At 48.7% G+C, this 20662-nt stretch carries 20 protein-coding genes; 8 read left to right on the forward strand and 12 right to left on the reverse strand.

The genetic code is table 11. The features are described 5' to 3' along the window. Positions 1 to 7 precede the first annotated feature (7 nt). Both LRP50_RS11355 and LRP50_RS11360 read right to left on the reverse strand, forming a co-directional pair. Positions 8 to 334, reverse strand: coding sequence for an antibiotic biosynthesis monooxygenase family protein (locus LRP50_RS11355; RefSeq protein ID WP_274164580.1), 327 nt, complete (start codon positions 332 to 334; stop codon positions 8 to 10). Then, positions 331 to 669 (reverse strand): NIPSNAP family protein, encoded by a 339-nt coding sequence (locus LRP50_RS11360; protein ID WP_274164651.1) that lies wholly within the window; start codon positions 667 to 669, stop codon positions 331 to 333. The genes LRP50_RS11355 and LRP50_RS11360 overlap by 4 nt, the downstream gene beginning before the upstream one ends. A 148-nt stretch (positions 670 to 817) precedes the next feature. On the opposite strand from LRP50_RS11360, the gene LRP50_RS11365 reads away from it, so the two are divergent. After that, positions 818 to 1516 carry an ArsR/SmtB family transcription factor gene (locus LRP50_RS11365; protein WP_274164581.1) on the forward strand — a complete coding sequence of 233 codons (699 nt, stop codon included), beginning with the start codon at positions 818 to 820 and terminating at the stop codon, positions 1514 to 1516. 290 nt (positions 1517 to 1806) lie between these two features. After that, positions 1807 to 2292: a P-loop NTPase family protein gene (locus LRP50_RS11370; RefSeq protein ID WP_274164582.1), complete on the forward strand. Its 486-nt coding sequence runs from the start codon at positions 1807 to 1809 to the stop codon at positions 2290 to 2292. An 85-nt stretch (positions 2293 to 2377) separates the two neighbouring features. Here LRP50_RS11370 and LRP50_RS11375 read toward each other — a convergent pair whose 3' ends face one another. The 6 genes from LRP50_RS11375 to LRP50_RS11400 all read right to left on the reverse strand — a co-directional run bounded on the left by LRP50_RS11375 (position 2378) and on the right by LRP50_RS11400 (position 7944). Then, entirely contained in the window at positions 2378 to 3469 is a 1092-nt protein-coding gene (locus LRP50_RS11375; RefSeq protein WP_274164583.1) for a TRAP transporter substrate-binding protein, read from the reverse strand. Positions 3470 to 3558: 89 nt separating this feature from the next. Further along, positions 3559 to 4845, reverse strand: a complete 1287-nt coding sequence (locus LRP50_RS11380; protein WP_274164584.1) for a TRAP transporter large permease — start codon at positions 4843 to 4845, stop codon at positions 3559 to 3561. Positions 4846 to 4887: 42 nt separating this feature from the next. Then, positions 4888 to 5412, reverse strand: a complete 525-nt coding sequence (locus LRP50_RS11385) for a TRAP transporter small permease (protein ID WP_274164585.1) — start codon at positions 5410 to 5412, stop codon at positions 4888 to 4890. After that, positions 5412 to 5888 (reverse strand): flavin reductase family protein, encoded by a 477-nt coding sequence (locus LRP50_RS11390; protein WP_274164586.1) that lies wholly within the window; start codon positions 5886 to 5888, stop codon positions 5412 to 5414. The genes LRP50_RS11385 and LRP50_RS11390 overlap by 1 nt, the downstream gene beginning before the upstream one ends. After that, positions 5885 to 6787, reverse strand: a complete 903-nt coding sequence (locus tag LRP50_RS11395; RefSeq protein ID WP_274164587.1) for an aldo/keto reductase — start codon at positions 6785 to 6787, stop codon at positions 5885 to 5887. Before LRP50_RS11395 ends, LRP50_RS11390 begins: the two co-directional genes overlap by 4 nt. After that, entirely contained in the window at positions 6784 to 7944 is a 1161-nt protein-coding gene (locus tag LRP50_RS11400) for an LLM class flavin-dependent oxidoreductase (RefSeq protein WP_274164588.1), read from the reverse strand. The genes LRP50_RS11395 and LRP50_RS11400 overlap by 4 nt, the downstream gene beginning before the upstream one ends. A gap of 253 nt (positions 7945 to 8197) precedes the next feature. Here LRP50_RS11400 and LRP50_RS11405 point away from each other — a divergent pair, with 253 nt between their 5' ends. The 3 genes from LRP50_RS11405 to LRP50_RS11415 all read left to right on the forward strand — a co-directional run bounded on the left by LRP50_RS11405 (position 8198) and on the right by LRP50_RS11415 (position 11005). Further along, positions 8198 to 8905 carry a GntR family transcriptional regulator gene (locus LRP50_RS11405; protein ID WP_274164589.1) on the forward strand — a complete coding sequence of 236 codons (708 nt, stop codon included), beginning with the start codon at positions 8198 to 8200 and terminating at the stop codon, positions 8903 to 8905. Positions 8906 to 8963: 58 nt separating this feature from the next. After that, a complete protein-coding gene (locus LRP50_RS11410) occupies positions 8964 to 10097 on the forward strand; it encodes a Gfo/Idh/MocA family protein (protein WP_274164590.1) in 1134 nt (377 codons plus the stop codon). Positions 10098 to 10228: 131 nt separating this feature from the next. After that, complete coding sequence (locus LRP50_RS11415; protein WP_274164591.1) at positions 10229 to 11005, forward strand: siderophore-interacting protein; 777 nt, start codon at positions 10229 to 10231, stop codon at positions 11003 to 11005. Between the two features lie 85 nt (positions 11006 to 11090). On the opposite strand, the gene LRP50_RS11420 is transcribed toward LRP50_RS11415, so the two are convergent. The 4 genes from LRP50_RS11420 to LRP50_RS11435 are packed head-to-tail and all read right to left on the reverse strand — an operon-like array spanning position 11091 to position 16377. Continuing rightward, the gene (locus LRP50_RS11420) at positions 11091 to 11336 is read right to left on the reverse strand and encodes a formate dehydrogenase subunit delta (RefSeq protein ID WP_274164592.1); all 246 of its coding nucleotides are present in this window, start codon (positions 11334 to 11336) and stop codon (positions 11091 to 11093) included. Beyond that, positions 11337 to 14210 carry a formate dehydrogenase subunit alpha gene (gene fdhF / locus LRP50_RS11425; protein WP_274164593.1) on the reverse strand — a complete coding sequence of 958 codons (2874 nt, stop codon included), beginning with the start codon at positions 14208 to 14210 and terminating at the stop codon, positions 11337 to 11339. It abuts the gene before it with no gap. A gap of 53 nt (positions 14211 to 14263) precedes the next feature. Next, a complete protein-coding gene (locus tag LRP50_RS11430) occupies positions 14264 to 15841 on the reverse strand; it encodes a formate dehydrogenase beta subunit (RefSeq protein WP_274164594.1) in 1578 nt (525 codons plus the stop codon). Beyond that, the gene (locus tag LRP50_RS11435; RefSeq protein ID WP_274164595.1) at positions 15838 to 16377 is read right to left on the reverse strand and encodes a formate dehydrogenase subunit gamma; all 540 of its coding nucleotides are present in this window, start codon (positions 16375 to 16377) and stop codon (positions 15838 to 15840) included. The genes LRP50_RS11430 and LRP50_RS11435 overlap by 4 nt, the downstream gene beginning before the upstream one ends. 263 nt (positions 16378 to 16640) lie before the next feature. Here LRP50_RS11435 and LRP50_RS11440 point away from each other — a divergent pair, with 263 nt between their 5' ends. From LRP50_RS11440 to gbdR, 3 genes are all read left to right on the forward strand, one after another. After that, positions 16641 to 17732, forward strand: coding sequence for a PfkB family carbohydrate kinase (locus tag LRP50_RS11440; RefSeq protein ID WP_274164596.1), 1092 nt, complete (start codon positions 16641 to 16643; stop codon positions 17730 to 17732). After that, complete coding sequence (locus LRP50_RS11445) at positions 17726 to 18643, forward strand: pseudouridine-5'-phosphate glycosidase (RefSeq protein ID WP_274164597.1); 918 nt, start codon at positions 17726 to 17728, stop codon at positions 18641 to 18643. The genes LRP50_RS11440 and LRP50_RS11445 overlap by 7 nt, the downstream gene beginning before the upstream one ends. Positions 18644 to 19263: 620 nt before the next feature. After that, a complete protein-coding gene (gene gbdR, locus LRP50_RS11450; RefSeq protein WP_274164598.1) occupies positions 19264 to 20298 on the forward strand; it encodes a choline metabolism transcriptional regulator GbdR in 1035 nt (344 codons plus the stop codon). The last annotated feature ends 364 nt before the right edge of the window (positions 20299 to 20662 follow it).

Consider the following 20662-nt stretch of genomic DNA (forward strand, 5'->3'; position numbering starts at 1 on the left):
TCTCTCCTTAGTGGGTGTCGGTGTTCGGCGTTTTTCCCATGCCATAATCTCTCACCACATCCGCAACCCGAATTCGGTAATCACGAAACAATCGATCCTTCCCTTCTTGCTGCGCAATTTGGTGCTGTAAATGCTCGCGCCACTGCGAAATTGCCGCTTCCGTCTCCCAGAAAGAAAGCGACAATATCCGTCCTTCCTTGGTCATGGATTGAAAGCGCTCGATAGAGATAAACCCTTCCACTGCCTCCAGCGACTCTCGTAGCGATGCCGCCATATCAAGATACGCATTTTTGTGTTCGGGATAAGGTTCAACTTCAAAAATTACCGCAATCATTTTTTAACCCTCGCATCTTGTTTGTAGGTCGCTTCCACAACCCGAATAAACGATCGTTTCTCTGAGACGATAAAACGCTCTTTATTGGCAAACAGAAAATTCCGCTTACCCGCTTGGTCTGAACGTAATCGCTCTCGGTAAGCTTCGTACTCGGCAAGGCTAGAAAAAGTGATCAGCCCAAAAGCCACATCATTTGTCCCCTCGTGAGGTAAAAAGTAACCCAACAAGTCGCCACCACACTGTGGAATAATCTTGCCCCAATTCTTGGCGTACTTTTCAAACTGACTCAGCTTGAAAGGGTCAATTTTGTATTCAATCAAGCACGTAATCTTCATCACTGACGTTCCTCTGCAATCCATTGAGCCACCAGCCTAACGCGGCAAATTGGCGCATGCTTCGACCACGGTCGAAGTAAACTGGGCTTTCTGTTGCTACCCTTCTTTCATGACATCCCTTAAGCGCAAACGCACTCGGACGCGAATCATGGAACCCAACATCACACACATCGCCTCGCTGATTGCAGATGACGCCCGGTCAAAAATGTTGATTGCCCTGCTTGGCGGCAAGGCATTAACCGCGACCGAGCTTGCGCTAGAAGCGAATATTACGCCGCAGACTGCCAGCAGCCATTTGGCAAAATTAGTGGTGGGGGATTTATTGGTCGTAAGAAAACAAGGTCGGCATAAATATTTCCAGCTGGCAAACTATCAAGTCGCTGAGTTACTAGAACAACTAATGAACATCACTGTGCCACTCACCATGGTGCCAACAGGCCCAAACGACCCGAGTCTTCGTCATGCTCGAGTCTGCTATGACCATCTTGCCGGAGAAGTCGCGGTCCGTCTTTACGATGCCCTCGTGGCGCAAGACCTCATTGTCGATGCCCATATTGAGGCCACGCTCACTGAGCAAGGAAGGCAGTTTTTTCAATCACTCGGTGCCGATATCGTCGAGCTTGAAAAACAAAAGCGGCCCTTGTGCAAAGCCTGTATAGATTGGAGTGAACGACGAACGCATTTGGCAGGTAGTCTAGGGAAATGGTTATTGAATGACGCATTGGACAAAGATTGGTTAGTGCGGATACCCGACTCAAGAGTCGTCACACTAACACCTTCGGGCATTAGGGCGTTCTCCAAAATCTACAATATCCAATTGAGTGTTGTACCTTGCAAGACAGGCTGAACATCACTTCGTTTATTAAGGAACTCTTCACCGTGCATGACAGTTACTGTATGTCGCAATCACGTTGTTTCGTATAACAAATAGTTAACCTAACGCATTGACATCTCATCTACTCCATATAAATATGATTGCATGAAAATCAATCATAGAACGCCACGAGTACGAATTATCATCATTCCATAGGAATGGTGGGATGCTTGGCGCACGGTATATTTTACGAACCCACCTTCTCATCGAGGTGGGTTTTGTGTATCTGCCTCATGGGAATCATTTCACGTTAAGGAGATAACATGAGCAAAGCACTCTCTTCAGCAACGGGCATTCCACTACATCCCCTTGATGCCATCGTATACAAGAAAAACGGTGAGTTTGTAGAACGCCAAATCTTTGATGAAGCGCATGAAAGCATAATCTCTTCAGATCAGTGGATAATCGATGGGCTTGGTCCGTTAGACTCCTTTAACAAGCGCTTAGAAGCCGCAGACACCTTGATCTATATTGATCTCCCTTACCCAACCAGCTATTGGTTTGTCACTAAGCGTCTTCTTAAAGGGCTGTTCGTGAAACCCGAAGGTTGGCCTGATGGGAGTTCAGTGCTTAAAGGTTCATTAGGCAGCTATAAGTTTCTTAAGCTCTCCCCTAAATTTTGGAATGATGATTTCACCTCTCGACTGGATAGCTTATCGAGCCATAAAACCGTGCATATCATTCGAACTGCTTCAGCGCTAAACGCCTTTGTTGCGGAACTCAAAAAGCCCCAAGCAATCCATAGCTAGATCCCCCTAGTTCACAAACAAAAAATCAGCCCACATGGGCTGATTTTTTTAGCAATCAATGAATGTCAGGAGGTTAGAAGCTCCGCTACATCAAGTCAGCTTTATCCGCGTCAGCAATTTGCTTCTGCGCTTTGCCTGATTCCACCTGAAGCAAATCAAACCACTTCTTGCCGTCTTCTACGTTCTCTTGGAACCATGTATAAACAGGCGCTGCAGATTCTTGAAACTTGGCTTTTTCAGCAGGAGTCGGAACATACAAAGTACCGCCAGATTTCTTGAATGCTTCATACGCAGCAATAGATTTACGCTTCGGTGAGGCAAACGTCGCTTGTTGCAGTGCGCGGAAACCATCAACAATCACTTTGCGCAATTCCACTGGCATATCCAAGAAAGCTTCATTGTTCATGTACCACAGTGCTGACATGTATGCATGACCATCCAACGTGACATATTTCAGCCCTGCTTCTGGGAACTTCATACCCATGATGTCAGTGATACCGTTTTTCGACCCTTCAACCACACCCGTCTGGAATGACGTGTAAAGCTCAGGCCACGGGATTGGGGTTGGGCTCGCGCCGAGTGCTTTCACTAGCTCTTGTGGCAAATCAGCCACCACGGTGCGGATCTTCAACCCTTCCAAATCACTGGGTTGCTTCACGGTACGTTTGGTGTTGGCAAAGTTGCGCCAACCGCCCGTATTACCGATCGCCATGAGGCGAAGTTTGTCATCGGTATCTGCGAGAATCGCTTTACGCAGCTCACGCACAAAATCACCTTGGAACACCGCTTCTGCCGTGCGGTCATCAGGAAGTACATAAGGCAAATCCAGCACCTGAATGTACGGGAACATGTTGGCTGCACCGCCAGAGGTAGAAATGTAAACGTCGACAGAACCGTCTTCAACCGCTTGGATACATTCAGTACCGTTGCCACACAGTTGCGTACCAATGTACAAATCGACCTTAATTTTGCCGTTAGAGTGAGCCTCTACAAAGTCTTTGAAAACAACTAAACCATCGTAGTCTTCGTCGTTTTCATTGGAATTCGCCACAGCACGAAGGTTAAAGTCTGCCGCCATTGCGGGAACAGACAACGCTGCGGTAGTCATGAGTCCCGCCAACAGTGCCAGTGCACTTCCCTTAAATGCTTTACGCACCTGATTTACTGTTTTATTCATACTTCACCTTTCACTTCCGTGATCCTCAGCTTTCGCTGCACTTGTTAAGGTAAGAACTCACGTTCTCGCTGGTTAATGTCCCTCTGTCACTACGCCAAACCCAACCAACGTGGGATTGTCATAGAGATAGACGGGAAAAACGTAATGAGGAAAATCACTGCCACTTCAACCGCTAGGAACGGCAATATGGCGCGTGACAATGTTTCAACTTTCACACCCGAAACACTCGATGCCACAAACAGCACTAAGCCCATAGGAGGCGTCGCCAAGCCCACCGTGAGGTTCACACTCATGATGATGGCGAAATGTACAGGATCGATGCCCAAGCTAATAAATACTGGAGAGAGAATTGGCCCCAAAATGATGATGGCTGGCCCTGCATCGAGGAACATTCCGACAATGAACAACAGAATGTTGATAAGAAATAGGAGTATCAGCGGGTTCTCACTGATGGTGAGCGTCCACGCGGCCATTTCTTCTGCCGCATGAGAAAGCGACACCACGGTTTTGAACGCCAGTGCCGCGCCCACCAGCAGTAAAATCACCGCCGACGATTTCGCACTGTTGGTGAAAATCTCAGGAATGTCCTTCAGTGAAATAGTTCGCAGCACGAACATGCCAACCACTAAGGTATAAAGCACTGCCACTGCTGAGGCTTCTGTTGGTGTAAAGATACCGCCCAGAATACCGCCCAGAATGATCACGGGGGTCAGCAACGGCCAGAACGCTGATTTCGTTGCACTACCGCGTTGTCGCCACGTCGCTTTTTCACTGGCAATGGGTAAATTCTGACGCTTTGCCATCGCCGCGATAAGCAGCATCAAGCCTAGGCCAATCATCAAGCCTGGAATCACGCCCGCTGCAAACAGGGCTGCAACGGAAATTTCCATGGTGTAAGCGTAAATAATCATGATGCCGGACGGCGGAATAATCGGACCGATCACAGACGACGCCGCGGTCACCGCTGCTGCAAATTTTCGCGAGTAACCGTTCTTTTCCATCGCGGGGATCATCATTGAACCAATTGCAGAGGTATCTGCAACCGCGGAGCCCGATAAGCCCGCAAACAGCATGCTCGACATGACATTCACGTGCGCAAGGCCACCACGTACGTGTCCAATAAACGATTGGGAAAAATTCACCAAGCTTAATGTGATTCCGCCACGATTCATTACTTCACCGGCGAGCATGAAGAAAGGAATGGCCATTAGCGGGAAAGAATCTATACCGTTGTAAATATTGCGGAAAAGCAAGGGGATATCACGATCCATACCTTCGACGTAAAGCATGATACCCGGTGCTGCCAACAGGGCGAAAAATACGGGCATGCCGATAAGCAGCAACACCAAAAATAGGGGTAAAAAGAAAATCAACATTTACAACCACATCCTTATGTCAGTCATTCTTTTTGCTCATCCTTATTCTGCAGACGCAGTTTGAGGCGTCTCTTTTCGCTCAAGAAACGTTTTAAGAAACAATTCGATATTGGCAAGCAACATGGTGCCAAAGCACACAGGCATAGCGAGATAGATCCAAGCGCGCTTTAAGGGGAAAGAGGCTGCACGCGTACGAAAGCCACGATCAAAGAATTCAATGGCGACCACAAACAACTGCACGAGCACTGCAAAGGCCAACACCAACAAAATGATTTTGATGATACGTGCCACAGAGAAGGGCACGTAGTTATAGAGCATGTCGATGGAGACAAACATGCCTTTGCGGTAGGCATTGCCTGCGACCAGCGCCATCATCCAGATCATCAACGCACGAGCCACTTCTTCCGGCCAAGGTAGCGCGGAATTGAACACGTAACGGCACACCACTTGTAGCAAGATACTGGCGACCATCAATGCCACTAACACCCATGCTACCGATGCACCAATTTTGCCTATGCGGTCATTAACGTTTTCAAGTACCGCAAGTGTTGACCCCAAAACTGCCATTAGGCGACTTCTCCCACCCGTCCAAATCTGCTGCGTTCAAACACTAAGCCGACACTTTCCTGCTGTGAGCTAAACTCGGTCACTTTTCCCAACAAAATGTCGTGGTCACCTGCAGCAATCACACCGTTTAAGTCACAGTCGAACCATGCCACAGCACCTTCAATAATCGCGCGACCACTTGGCGCACGTTCGATGGGGACGCCATTGAAACGTTCTTCGTGACTATCGCGGCAGAATTTCATGGCTAGCTCTGAATGCTCCACCGCCAACACACTGACGGTGTAACCACCCGACTTCAGTATAGGTTCCTTGGCTGACGAGGTTCGATTGATGCTCCACAGCACAATAGCTGGGTCTAGCGATACAGAATTGAACGACGAACAGGTCAAGCCAAAATCGGTATCATCATGGCGTGCAGTAATCACAGTCACACCCGTTGCAAAACATGAGAGTGCATTTCGTAGTTCGCGGCTCATGCCACCTCCTCCCCGGCAGCTGCCGTCCACATTTCAAACCATGTTTCTCTATCAATCGTCACTTTCAAAGCATCACTCGCGCTACGAATACGTGACAAGTTATTGGTGCCAAGCACGGGCAAAATACCGGCAGGGTGAGCAAGCAACCATGCCGTCGCGACAGCATCAATACCGACACCAAATCGCTCCGCTTCACGCTCTAGAATCGGTTTCACGCACAAAGCCGCTTCTCCATTTCCAAAGAGTTCTCCACCCGCAAGCGGTGACCACGCCATGGGCGATACACCGTATTGCTGCATGAACGCCAAAGTGCCATCGGTGAAGCTGTCGCGTGTAAGCAAATTCATTTCGATCTGATTCGTGACGAGGGGATGAGACATGCCTGATTGCAGCAAATCCCAATCCCAGCGTTGGAAATTCGACACGCCCACCGCTTTCACCAACCCTTCGTTCACCAATGCATCTAGCGCCTGCCCTGTTTCATGGTGATCCATGAACGGGTCTGGTCGATGTATCAACAGAAGGTCCAGATGATCGGTATGAAGGTTTTTCAACGACTGCGTCACTGATTGGCGAATGTGCGCGGCAGACGTGTCATAGTGTTTCACGCGACGATCTGGGTAGTTGTCCGATAGCAACATGATGTCGCATTTACTCACTAACTGAATTTGATCGCGAAGCGAAGGGGTCGCCGCCAATGTTTGCCCAAACACGGCTTCACACGAGTAATCACCGTAAATGTCAGCATGATCGAATGTCGTGATACCTTGTTCTAAGCAAGCATCCACTTTGGCGCGGACATGCGCTTCTGACGTGTCACTGTCATCCGATAAACGCCATGCGCCATAAACAATACGGCTAAATGCCGACAGGCTTGGGTGAAGTTCGCTGTATATCATTTTCGCTCTCCTACACCCAACGGTGTTGCTGGCGTGGTGGCAGGAACGCGCCCATATTCTTCAGGTAGTGAACACGTTTTCAGTTCTGGTAGAATTTTTTGACCGACAATTTCACATTCGTCTTTGTGTGGATAGCCAGAAAAAATAAAGGCACTAATACCCATCTTTTTGTATCGCTCAATCTTACTGAGCACTTGATCGACACTGCCAACCAATGCCGCACCGCATCCTGAACGTGCGCGTCCTACGCCCGTCCACAAATTCGGTTCAGTGAACCCAAATTGGTCAGATTGATCGCGTTGCTGAGATTGCAGCGCCACCCCGAGACTTTTTGCATCCAGTGCACGCTCTTTGATGGATTGACCAAAGTTATCGTCAAGTTTCGAGACAAGCGATTCTGCATATTCACGCGCTTCTGCCTCGGTATCGCGTACCACCATGTGTACTCGCAGACCGTAATCTAAGGTTCGGTTATGGCGTTGTGCGACTTCGTTGACGGCTCGCATGCGGCTTTCCAGCATGTCTTCGGTTTCAGGCCACATTAAATACACGTCACATTCCGAACCACATAGCTCAAGCGCGTCTGGTGAGTAACCACCGAAGTACAACAATGGGCCGCCGTTTTGCTGATATGGACGCACAGGGTCACTGGCAATTTCACTTAGTTTGTATATTTCGCCATCGTAACGGATTTCATCTTGTGTCCATGCTTGGCGCAAAATATCGACCACCTCTTTCGAACGGCGATACCGAAATGCGCTGTCTGCTTTTTCACCTGGAAAATCAGAAGAGATCACATTGAGTGTTAAGCGCCCCTTCATGATGTGGTCGAGCGTTGCTACTGAGCGCGCCAACATAGCGGGATGCACTTCGCCACAACGAATGGCTGCCAGCATATTGATACGCTCAGTTAGCGGTGCCATGGCGGACGCGAAGGTCAGAGTATCTTGGCCCACTTGATAAGACGACGGACACAATATATTGCGAAAGCCTTGTTGTTCGGCCATCAACACAATGTCTCGGGTATTTTCCCAACTGCTGCGCAGTCGACCTTCTGGCACACCTAAATAGCGATAATCGTCACTGCACAAGGGCGCAAACCATGAAACCTCTGAGGCATCCAGTCCTGCACTTGTGATGGGCACAACACTCATCATCAATCTCCTGATATTCGGTAAATTAGCCAACGCGCTGTTATTAATTTTTGCTTTTATGCGCCCTGTTACTTGAGTACATTCACTCACTTCAACTGCAAATGAATAGTGAATGAATTGTTAATAAATGCTATAATATACTCAGGAAAAGTAAATCAATAATGAATGAATTAGTTTAAAGTTTTACCTCTACAACAGAAAAACCGTGACTAACTAGCTAATATCAAACTGATTATTTTTTTTGAGAATTTTTGTGATGAGTGAATCAACCCGATTACCCCTGTTCATTCAAATAAGTGAGTTGTTGCGTAGGGAGATTTCTGCAGGCTATTGGTTACCTGGAGAACGCCTACCAACCGAAGCGGAACTGGCCAAGAAGCTCGGCGTTGCCGTGGGCACATTAAGAAAAGCCCTCACTGAGCTTGAAAGCAATGGGCTATTGGAGCGTAAACAAGGCTCTGGCACTTATGTGAAAAACGCACCGGATAGCAGTGCCGTGTATCACTTTTTCCGACTTGAATTAAAAAGTGGTGGTGGCTTACCAAACGCCGATGTTTTGAACCTTGAGCGACATACCAACACCTATGTCGCGTCATTGTTGGGGCTACCCTCTAATGCGCCGCTGTGGCGCTTCAGGCGCTTGCGTAAATTGGATCAACAGCCTGCTGCCATGGAAGAAATATGGATTGATGGTCGCCACAGCGAACACATTCCTCGAGAAGACGTGATTGAGTCTTTGTATGTGTTCTACCGTGAAAAGCTCGGATTTTGGATTTCAAAAGTACAAGACAGCATCACGGTTGATCATGTTCCTGACTGGAAACACCCCGACTTCAAACCGGATGTCGGCAGCGCATGTGGTTATATCGAAAGGCTCAGTTGGTCAAATCAAGATCGCATCGAAGAGGTGTCGTTTACTTGGTACGACCCAGAGACAGTGTGTTACGCAGCGAGATGGACGTAACGCCTATCGCCCTACATCCACAAGATACAGTATCAACAATAAAAACAAGGACGACTGAATGACAGACAAACATCCAATCCGATATGGGATCCTCGGTTGCGGCATGATGGGACAAGAGCACATCCGCAATATCCAGCTTCTCGATCACGCAGAGATCACCGTGTTAGCTGAACCCAACGCAGAGATGCTGGAAAAAGCGCACGCGCTTGTCCCCACAGCTCGGACTGTTTCGGATCTGGATGCCTTGCTGGACGCTGACGATGTAGATGCGCTCGTCATCGTCACCCCAAATTTTCAGCATGCTGAACAACTGCTAGGCATCATACGTCGTTGCAGCCTCCCCATTTTAATTGAAAAACCCATCTGCACAGACATTGCCGACGTTACGCGCCTCAGTGAAGCCGCTGCCAATTACCCCGCTCCTATATGGGTGGCGATGGAATACCGGTACATGCCACCCATCACGTTATTGCTGTCATTGCTCAATGATGACGATATTGGGCAACGACACCTCTTTTCGATTCGTGAACACCGTTTCCCATTCCTCCACAAAGTGGGGGATTGGAATCGCTTCAACCATAAAACAGGCGGCACGTTGGTAGAAAAATGCTGCCACTTTTTCGATTTGATGCGCCTTATGGCGAACGCCAATCCAGTGCGTGTGTTTGCTTCAGGCAATCAAGCGGTTAACCATCTCGCCGAGCAATATGAAGGACAAGCTCCAGACATCATCGACAACGCCATGGTGACCATAGAATTTGATAACCACACCCGCGCTAGCCTAGAACTTTGCATGTTTGCGGAAGGCTCCCGCTATCAAGAAGAGATTTGCGTAGTCGGCGACAAAGGTAAAGTCGAATGCTTAGTGCCGGGGCCGGGACGCTTCTGGCCAACAGACACGTTAGGTGATGCACCCGTGCCGCAGGTCATTGTGAGTCCACGTGACCCTAAAGGCCCGAAAGTGATGGATGTGCCCGTTGACCCTGCCCTGCTTGAAGCTGGCGATCACAACGGTTCAACCTTCTATCAACACCAGAAATTCCAACGTGCCATTTGGGGAGAACAAGAAGTGGAAGTATCTCTATCCGATGGCTTGAAAGCTGTTGTGATTGGATTAGCTGCGCAAGAGGCCATTGCGTCACACAACGTGGTGACGTTTCACAATGACGGTTTAGGCTTTGACACGCTCTGATTTCTCGCGCTGGTTCAATGTAAATTTATGCAAATGATAATCGTTATCATTGAAATACACATTGAACTGGCTTATTGTGGGTGAAAGTTAAGCAGTCTTAGCAATACGAGACATCAACCACGAGATCAAGAATGAAAAAACCTACGCCGACTTCGCTTGTCGTTGAATCGACCGAACGAATCACGCCCAATATGCAGCGCATCGTACTGCATGGAAGCGGCCTTGCGCGTTTCCCTGTGGATTGCGAAGGCGGCTATATCAAATTAATGTTTACGCCTGAAGGCAGCACCGATTTCAGCACCCTCGCCGAGGGTGAGCGCCCTGTTCTTCGCACCTACACCATTAGGGCTATCGATTTAAAAGCCCATACGGTCACCGTCGATTTTGTTCGTCATGAAGTGATGGATTGCGGGTGCGGACATGCCGCGCGCTGGTCGATGACCGCCAAAGAAGGCGACACGATTAACATCGCGGGGCCAGGTACCATCCAAGCCATTAACCACGAAGCTGATTGGTTTTTCATGGTGGCAGACATGACGGCATTACCGGCTCTGTCAGTCAAAATTGCTGCGCTACCCAAGCATGCCAAAGGCCATGCTGTGATTGAAGTGTTATCAGAGGCTGATATTCAATACATTGATGCGCCGGAAGGAATGACGCTCACATGGGTGATCAAAGGGCAAAGCGGCACGTTGGCATCCCTCGTTCAAGAGCAAACATGGCTCGAGGGTCAAGCGTCAGTGTGGTGCGCCTGTGAGTTCGACACCATGCGAACGCTTCGACAATACTTCCGCAATGATAAAGGCGTGGATCGCGACAACATTTACATCAGCAGCTATTGGAAAAATGGCGTCACTGAAGAAGGCCACAAAGTGGCAAAACGTGAAGATGCAGAAGCAATAGCATGATGCCTGCATACCTAGCACCTGCCTCCAAAGACAAAAAAGCTAGCGCGAAACGCTAGCTTTTTACTCGTCAGGCTCAGTCCCAATATTACTTGCGGTAGTCCAACGCCAGCTTTTCGGCCGCCTGCTTGGCAATCGGGTTCAACACCTCAGAATCTACTGCATCAAACAAGCTTTCCTTCATGTCTAAAGACCAAAAGCGACGAATGTGAGACGCCACCTCATCAATCGTATCTTCTTGCTCTCTGCCATGAACGAGGTTGTCAGCAATCTGGTTCGCCATATCATACAATCGCTGATTTCGGACAAGCTCTCCGTGTAATTCATGCGCCATTTATGACTCTCCTTCCTGTGTTGCTGCTGACAAATGTGCTTTCTGTTGCTCGTCGAATTGCTTGAATCTCGCCTGCCAATCCGCCTGCTCTACCGCCACTTTGACTTGAACGGCGGTCACCTTGTATTCAGGACAATTGGTGGCCCAATCAGAATTGTCTGTGGTCACCACATTCGTCCCCGACACGGGATGGTGGAAGGTGGTGTACACCACACCTGGCTGCATACGGTTGCTGATTTTCGCTGGCAACGTCACTTCACCCGCTCGGCTCGCAACGCGAACGGGAGAACCGTCATTGATACCACGATCTTCTGCATCAAGTGGGTGGATCTCAAGCACATCTTGTTGATGCCATTGAGAGTTTTCCGTACGTCGTGTCTGTGCGCCGACATTGTATTGCGACAAGATGCGTCCAGTGGTTAGCAACAATGGGAAGCGTTTGTTCACTTTCTCTTCCGAGGCGACATAATCAGTCACGACAAAGCTACCTTTTCCCTTCACAAAGTTACCAATGTGCATGGTTGGTGTCCCTTCAGGCGCCTCATCGTTACACGGCCATTGAATCGAACCTAGCTGATCTAATTTCTCATAGCTCACACCATGAAACGTCGGTGTCAGCCTTGCGATTTCATCCATAATTTCAGAAGGATGGCTATAGTTCATCTCGTACCCAAGTGCATTAGACAACGCTGCAGTTGCTTCCCAATCCGCTTTGCCTGACAAAGGTGCCATCACCTTACGAACGGGCGAAATACGACGTTCCGCATTGGTAAATGTGCCGTCTTTTTCCAAGAACGTCGCACCCGGCAAGAACACATGCGCGAACTTCGCGGTTTCATTTAAGAAGATATCTTGAACGATCAAGCACTCCAGCGCCGACATTGCCGCCTCTACATGCTGAGTATTCGGATCAGATTGTGCGATATCTTCGCCTTGCACATAGAGTGCCTTGAAGCGCCCTGCCACGGCGGCATCGAACATATTAGGAATACGCAGCCCCGGTTCACTGTCGATCGGAACGCCCCACTCGCTTTCAAATAGCGCACGAACTTCTGGATCAGACACATGACGATAGCCCGGCAGTTCATGTGGGAACGACCCCATATCACAACTGCCCTGCACATTGTTTTGACCGCGTAGTGGATTCACACCCACGCCTTCACGACCGAGATTCCCCGTCGCCATGGCAAGATTGGCAATAGCCATTACCGCAGAGCTACCTTGACTGTGTTCCGTAACGCCTAATCCGTAGTAAATCGCGCCATTACCCGCTTTGGCATACAATCTTGCCGCTTCGCGGATCAACATTGCTGGTACACCGGTTGCCCCTTCTAATTCCTCGGGAGAATAGGAAGCTTGGGCGATGAATTCTCGCCATTTGTTATAGGCGTCCGCCTCACAGCGCTCTTCGATGAATGCTGTTGCTTCCAACCCTTCACTGATGATCACGTGTGCTAGCGCATTCAGCACTGCAACGTTAGTTCCGGGGCGCAGTTGTAAGTGGTATTGCGCACGAACATGTGGTGCATTCACTAAGTCTATTTCGCGTGGGTCAATAACAATGAGCTTCGCCCCATCGCGTAAACGGCGCTTAAGCTGAGAAGCAAACACAGGGTGGCCATCTGTTGGGTTCGCGCCAATCACGATCACCACGTCGGCTTGTTGAACCGAATCGAACGTTTGTGTCCCTGCCGATTCACCCATCGTGGTTTTTAGTCCATAACCGGTTGGGGAGTGGCACACTCGGGCACAGGTATCAACGTTATTGGTGCCAAATCCCGCCCGAATAAGCTTCTGTACCAAATAGGTTTCTTCATTGGTACAGCGAGAAGAGGTAATGCCGCCGAGCGCGTTCACACCATGTTGATCTCGAATATTAGTCAGCCGTTGGGCGGCAAACGCGATGGCTTCATCCCAACTGACTTTTTTCCAAGGTTGGTCGATAGAGTCTCGGATCATTGGGTCGAGCACGCGATCCTGATGCGTGGCATAACCAAAGGCGAAACGCCCCTTCACGCATGAATGTCCTTGATTGGCTTTTCCATCTTTGTTGGGAACCATGCGCACAAGCTGGTCGCCGCGCATTTCTGCTCGGAATGAACAGCCAACGCCACAGTAAGCACAGGTTGTGGTGCGAAAATGGCTCGGCGTGCCTTGCTCAATCACACTGTTTTCCGTCAGGGCTGCGGTAGGGCAAGCTTGAACGCAAGCACCACACGACACACATTCCGACTCCATAAAGTTGCTGTCCCCTGCAACGATACGAGATTCAAACGCACGACCATCGACAGTGAGCGCATGTTGCCCTTGGATCTCTTCACAGGCACGCACACAGCGCGAACACACGATGCACTTACTGGTATCGAAGGTGAAATATGGGTTCGACGTGTCTTTTTCCATATTGAGGTGGTTTTCACCGTCGAATCCATAGCGAACATCACGAAGCCCAACAGCACCTGCCATGTCCTGCAATTCGCAGTCACCATTCACGGCACAGGTCAGACAATCAAGCGGGTGATCGGAAATATACAGCTCCATCACGTTACGGCGTAACTTCTGAAGAGCAGTGTTTTGCGTGGTGACCACCATGCCTTCCGCAACGGGTGTGGTACATGAAGCAGGCTTACCGCGCATGCCTTCAATATCCACGACACATAATCGGCACGATCCAAACGCCTCTAGGCTATCTGTTGCACACAATTTCGGAATTTGAATGTTCATGGTAGCGGCTGCACGCATCACGGATGTGCCTTCAGGCACAGTGACAGGCCAACCGTCAATCGACAACGTGATGGCTTTTAGATCTTCACCCTTGATTTCGGGTGTACCAAAGTCTTTGCTGTCTTGTTCAATGGGAATGTAGAACTCAACCATTGCTTTGCTCCTTGCCGCACTGTTCGTGCTGGCACAACTAGATAATCGAAATCCTATTGGTCTGGCTGTTCAGCCAGTCCAAAATCAAGAGGAAAATACTTCAGGGCACTTTTGACGGGATAGGGCGTCATGCCTCCCATGGCGCACATGGATCCTAGCTCCATGGTTTCGCACAGTTCGCGCAATAAAACCTCACGCTCCGCCTTGGCTTCGCCCGTCTCTGCCATCAGTTGATCTATTACTTCAACGCCGCGCACCGCACCAATTCGGCAAGGTGTGCATTTCCCGCAAGATTCAATGCTGCAAAATTCCATGGCAAATCGCGCCATCTGACTCATATCTACCGTGTCATCAAACGCCACAATACCACCATGACCCAACATGGCTCCCTTGGTGGAGAGTGCTTCGTAATCCATGTCGGTATGCCACTCGGACACGGGCAAATATGCCCCCAGCGGTCCACCTAGCTGAGCGGCTTTTAATGGCCTTCCCGTTTTGCTGCCACCACCAAATTCGTACAACAATTCGTGAATAGAAACCCCAAACGCCAGTTCGAACAAACCGGCTTGTTTAAGGTTACCTGCCAGTTGAACGGGTATAGTGCCGAGCGAGCGACCTTGTCCGAAATTTTGATAATATTCAGCGCCTTGTGCCATTATTGTAGGAACCGACGCCAGAGAAATGACATTGTTAATCACAGTCGGTTTACCAAACAGCCCTTCAATGGCGGGTAGCGGCGGTTTGTTTCTTACCAATCCTCGCTTGCCTTCCAAGCTCTCCATTAGTGACGTTTCTTCACCACAAATATACGCGCCAGCACCGACCCGCAATTCGAGATCAAACGAACAATGGGAACCCAAGATATTGTCGCCCAGATAGCCTTTGTCCCTCGCGATATCAATAGCTTGTTGGAAAATGTCGCAGGCCTTAGGGTATTCAGATCGCGTGTACACATAGCCATGGTTGGCTCCAACAGCGAGTGCACAAATGATCATGCCTTCAATCAAGGTAAACGGGTCACCTTCCATCAACATACGGTCGGCAAATGTCCCCGAATCCCCTTCATCAGCATTGCAAATGACATACTTCTGACGATCATTTTGATCCGCTACCGTTTGCCATTTAATCCCTGTAGGAAACGCCGCACCGCCTCGCCCACGTAGACCGGAGGTTTTTATTTCATCCAAAATACCTTGCGAGGTGAGCGCGAGGGCTTTATCAAGCCCGACAAAACCGCCGTGCTGTTTGTAATCATCAATATCTAGCGGGTCGATAATGCCAACACGCGCAAACGTTAGCCGTTGTTGTTTTTTCAGGTAAGAAATGTCTTCGGTGAGCCCAAGGCACAATGCGTGGTTTAACCCAGCGCTGCCCTTGTCATCTGGGTCAAAAAAGCGAAGTGCCAGCAAGGCATCAACGTCATCTGGCGTGACGGGGCCAAACGCGACACGACCTTGCGCGGATTCCACTTCTACCATTGGCTCAAGCCAAAACAAACCACGAGATCCGGTACGAGTAACCGCAATGTCTTCACCCAAATTGGCGGCACTATGCAAGATATGATCAGCAACTAAATCGGCTCCTCGGGAAACCGATGATGTATCCAGCGGAATATAAATGCGATAACTCATGGTAACTGCACCTCAATAACCTGTGTCAGAAGACCATTGAGCAAGAGATCAAACTCCTCGTCCGTCATCTCGCCATAGATTTGGTCATTCACTCTCACTGATGGAGAATTCATGCAGTTGCCTAAGCAATACACTGGCTCTAATGTGAAATTGTTATCCGTTGTGGTTTGGTGATAGTCGATACCTAATCTTGAGCACGCGTGTTGTTCAAGCGATCTTGAACCCATCGACTGACAGGACTCGGCACGACATATCTGAATAACATTTGCACCCGGCGGGGAATGTCGAAACTCATGATAGAAACTAATCACACCGTGCACATCAGCATCCGACAGATTTAGTCCTTTTGCTATCACTGGCACAGCCGAAGGAGGCACGTATTTCAACGTCCCTTGTATGTGATGAAGAACGGGCAATAACGCTCCAGCCTTTGACTTAAGCGCATTGATAGCCTCGTTAACAGCGGCGTGTTCCTGTTCAGTCAGTGAACTTGATAACGCACCACTGGATGGTGAATGCGACGCAGAGTATTCCATTTGCCTTCCTTGCTAAACAAACTCGTCCTCCTTAGTGTAGTGGCATTTCACCTACCTCCTGTTCACGAAATGAGACCATTTCTGGCCATTTTCCGCCCCATTCACATCACCTCCCCCTACATCAATTGACTAATAAATCAGCACTTTTTCATCTAACCAGTCACAGTTTGGCTAATTATTACTCAATAACAATTGACAGTTTACGCAGCAAGATAAAAACTAACTTTTGTTTACTTTATAAGCAGATGTTAGGTGAGGTTTAAATGACAAACCGCGAAGACCAGATACTGCAATTGATCAAAGATGATCCCTTCATTCAGCAGCAGCAAATCGCTACCTTGTTGAATATCAGTCGATCTTCGGTTGCCGTACACATCATGAACATGACGAAAAAAGGCTTGATCCGTGGTAAAGGCTACATTGTCGACCAGAAGCGATATGTCGTGGTCATCGGTGGGACAAACATTGATGTGGTCGGTCAGCCTCAGTCTGAACTGATACCTCGAGACTCTAATCCTGGGCGAGTTTCCCATTCACCAGGAGGTGTAGGGAGAAACATAGCCGAGAACTTGGCGCGGCTAGGCACTGACGTCAAATTGATTTCCGTGGTTGGCGATGACACCTATGGCAATCTTGTGTTGAGTGAGACACGACGTGCAGGTGTCGATACACGCACGGTAAATATCCTCGAAGGGCAAACCACGTCGACCTATTTATCTTTGCTTGACCATGACGGTGACATGCTTGCTGCCGTTTCGGATATGTCGATCCTTGATAAATTAGACGTATCCATTATTGGCCGACATGCAGAGATGATCCGCCATGCCGAATCCATCATTGTGGACACAAACCTCAGTGAAAGCGTCTTGGCATATATCTTCAGCAATTTTGGCGATCAAGCTATCTATCTTGATACCGTATCTGCAACCAAAGCGATGAAAGCACGTCCTTACCTAGCCCATATTCACACGCTGAAACCAAACTTGATCGAAGCACAAATGATTTCTGGCCTGCCCATAGAATCCAAATCCGATATCAATAAAGTGGCCGACTGGTTTATTGCTCAAGGCGTGAAAAGACTTTTTCTCAGTATGGGCGCTGATGGCATTCTATTCCGTACTCTACGCCACGAACGGCTGATTCAAGCGCCGAGCACCACGATCATCAATGCAAATGGCGCAGGAGATGCTTTCTTAGCGGGTCTTGCCCATGCCCAAGTAAACGGGATGCATGAAGATACCGCCGGTGATTTTGCGATAAATTGCTCAGGACTCGCCATGGAACACATCAACACGATTAACCCTGATATCACCGAACTTTTGGTACAACAACGCATGGAAGGCGAAAAATGCTAAATCCTTATATTGATATTCACCCAGACGTTAAAGCCGCGATAGATTCGGGAAAACCCGTGGTCGCACTCGAGTCCACCATTATTTCCCATGGCATGCCTTACCCAGAAAACGTGCAAACCGCGTTGCGTGTTGAACAAGCGGTTCGCGACAACGGAGCCGTGCCAGCCACTATCGCGATATTGAAGGGGCGACTAAAGATCGGACTTTCCGAAGACGAAATTACTTATCTTGGTCAGCGTGGCCTCGATGCCATCAAAACCAGTCGCCGAGACATTCCGTTTGTTGTGGCAAACAAGCAAGACGGCGCCACAACCGTCGCATCCACGATGATTTTGGCAGACATGGCGGGTATCAGAGTCTTTGCAACGGGCGGTATTGGCGGCGTACATCGTGGCGCGGAGACCAGCTTCGATATTTCCGCAGATTTAGAAGAACTGGCACAAACCAATGTGGCTGTCGTATGCGCCGGCATCAAATCGATTCTAGATTTGGGGCTAACGCTGGAATATCTTGAAACCAAAGGTGTACCCGTCATCGGCTACCAAACCGGTACTCTTCCAGCGTTTTACACGCGAGAGAGTGAGTTCGGCGTCGATTATTGTCTCGATTCGCCGGAACAAATTGCATCGGCCTTGAAAGCCAAATGGGAGATGTCTCTGTGCGGTGGCGCAGTCATCGCCAACCCAATCCCAACAGAGCATGCCATGCCTTCTAAACTCATGGACAGTGTCATTGCCGAAGCTATCAAGGAAATGGAACAGAAAGGCATTAAAGGCAAAGACTCAACACCATTTTTACTTGCGAAAGTGGCTGAAAAAACAAAAGGCGATAGTTTAAAGGCCAATATCGCCTTAGTGCTGAACAATGCCAAACTCGCCGCAAACGTAGCAGTCTGTTTCAGTAAGTCCTAGGGTCGGTTAACCTTTGGTGATGATTTTTGCAGCAGTTTGTGGCGGCTTTATACAAGGCAGAGGCTCCGATGTGTAGCTGGCCTATATAAGAAGTCGATAACACGCCGCCCAAAGGGTTCAACTTCGCGTCCCTTGCTAAAAGCGCTTTATGCTTTGTTGAGCGTATTTGCTTAGAATGCTAGGCGGCACACACCTCGCCTCGCCTAAAATGCTTTTAACTAGAGCAAAATTTAACCACTAAAGATCGACAGACCCCGTGATACGAAAGCGCCTTGAAACAAGTCAACATCAACGCGTTACAAGGCGCTAATTGCTAGGCGCAAATATGCAACTCATTGTCGCCTACACAGCAGAAAAATCATTACACGTCTAAACACATTGCTTTCACCCTATTTGCCCCAACGTACTTCTTAACCGATATCTTGTGCCACAAATCGTCGTATTTTAGAGAATCACATCCTCAATTGAACATTTCTTTACTTTCCTATTTTACTTTTACATGGACCTCATCTACGCAAGGGAGAGAGGGCGCTGTTTCGTGCTGCTGAAACCTCTATGAACTGTAATTAATTCGAGTGAAAACGGTTATCGTTGTTACCCCATTTGGGAGGGATCCAACTATGGGCTCAGTATCCGCACTACCACAGACTAAAAAAATCGGCTTCTATCTTTGCAATGGGTTTACCATGCTGGCGATGGCTTCGGCTATTGAAGTGCTTAGAATGGCAAACCGACTCTCTGGCGAGAATCTATATGAATGGTTTACGTTAAGCGAAAATGGAGAACCCGTCTCCGCCAGTGACTCGCTCAGCATCAATGTTGATCACTCTATTTCATCCCCACGCGATATGGACATCGTCATTGTGTGCGGTGGTGTAGATATCGAACAGAATTATCCGAGACAACTCCTAAGCTGGTTAGCCATGCAAGATAGAAAACATAAGACACTGGGAGCGATTTGCACCGGCAGTTATGTGTTAGCTAAAGCAGGTTTGATGCAAGATAAAGTCTGCTCTATACACTGGGAAAATTTAGCAGGTTTCCAAGAAGCGTTCCCCTCAGTCAGAGTAAGCAACAAACTGTTTTCCCTGGGTGAGAAAAGAATGTCCAGTGCTGGTGGTACTGCCCCTATGGACATGATGCTAACCATGGTAGCTAAAGAGCATGGCAACAAACTCAGCGCCGCCATCTCAGAAATGTTTATGTGCGAACGCGTCAGAAACAGTGAAGATGTTCAGAAGGTGCCACTTCGCAACCTCATTGGCACGGCTCAACCTAAGCTTCTGGAAACCGTGTCACTCATGGAAGCAAACCTTGAGGAGCCCTTTTGCATTGATGAACTGGCTGCATTAGTAGAGTTATCTCGACGACAATTGGAGCGCCTCTTTCAGCGCCACATTCAGTGCTCCCCTTCCCGCTATTATCTGCATCTGCGATTAAGCCGCGCGCGTCAACTGCTCAATCAAACCAACTTATCGATCATCGAAATCTCGATTGCTTGTGGGTTTGTCTCAACACCTCACTTTAGCAAATGTTATCGGGACTACTTCGGCATTCCTCCGCGTGAAGAGCGTTTGGGGCTCAAACATAGCGACGTACCAACTGGCGTTCATGGAGCCGCCTTGGTCACAAGTGATGCCCAAATCGCCGTTTAACGACGTTCGACACAGCATTCGATCTACGTCCACGTAGTTGTCGCCGCGCCTACCGCCTAGATATACCCAAGTGGCCTGAAGATGCTCAATTTCAGGTTTCTTGGGTATTGTTATCATGGCTTTTTTTATTGAGATTCCATTGAGACTCACTTATTTAATCCGAGCTGTTTAAAAATTGACCAGCCATTGAAAACTTCTAGCTCACTCACATTCGATGCTAACAAAACTAGACGGTTTCGATATCGCAATAGGAAGGAACATGCATAGAAAAACCCGTGATAACACCGCTCTTTTTCGGCCAATGAATAAAGTCTTCACTGTTTAAACTCCTTGCCTTAACCGTCTAATTTCCCTCAGCTATAAC

It is taken from the genome of Enterovibrio gelatinilyticus, from assembly GCF_028683095.1.
GTDB lineage: Bacteria > Pseudomonadota > Gammaproteobacteria > Enterobacterales > Vibrionaceae > Enterovibrio > Enterovibrio gelatinilyticus.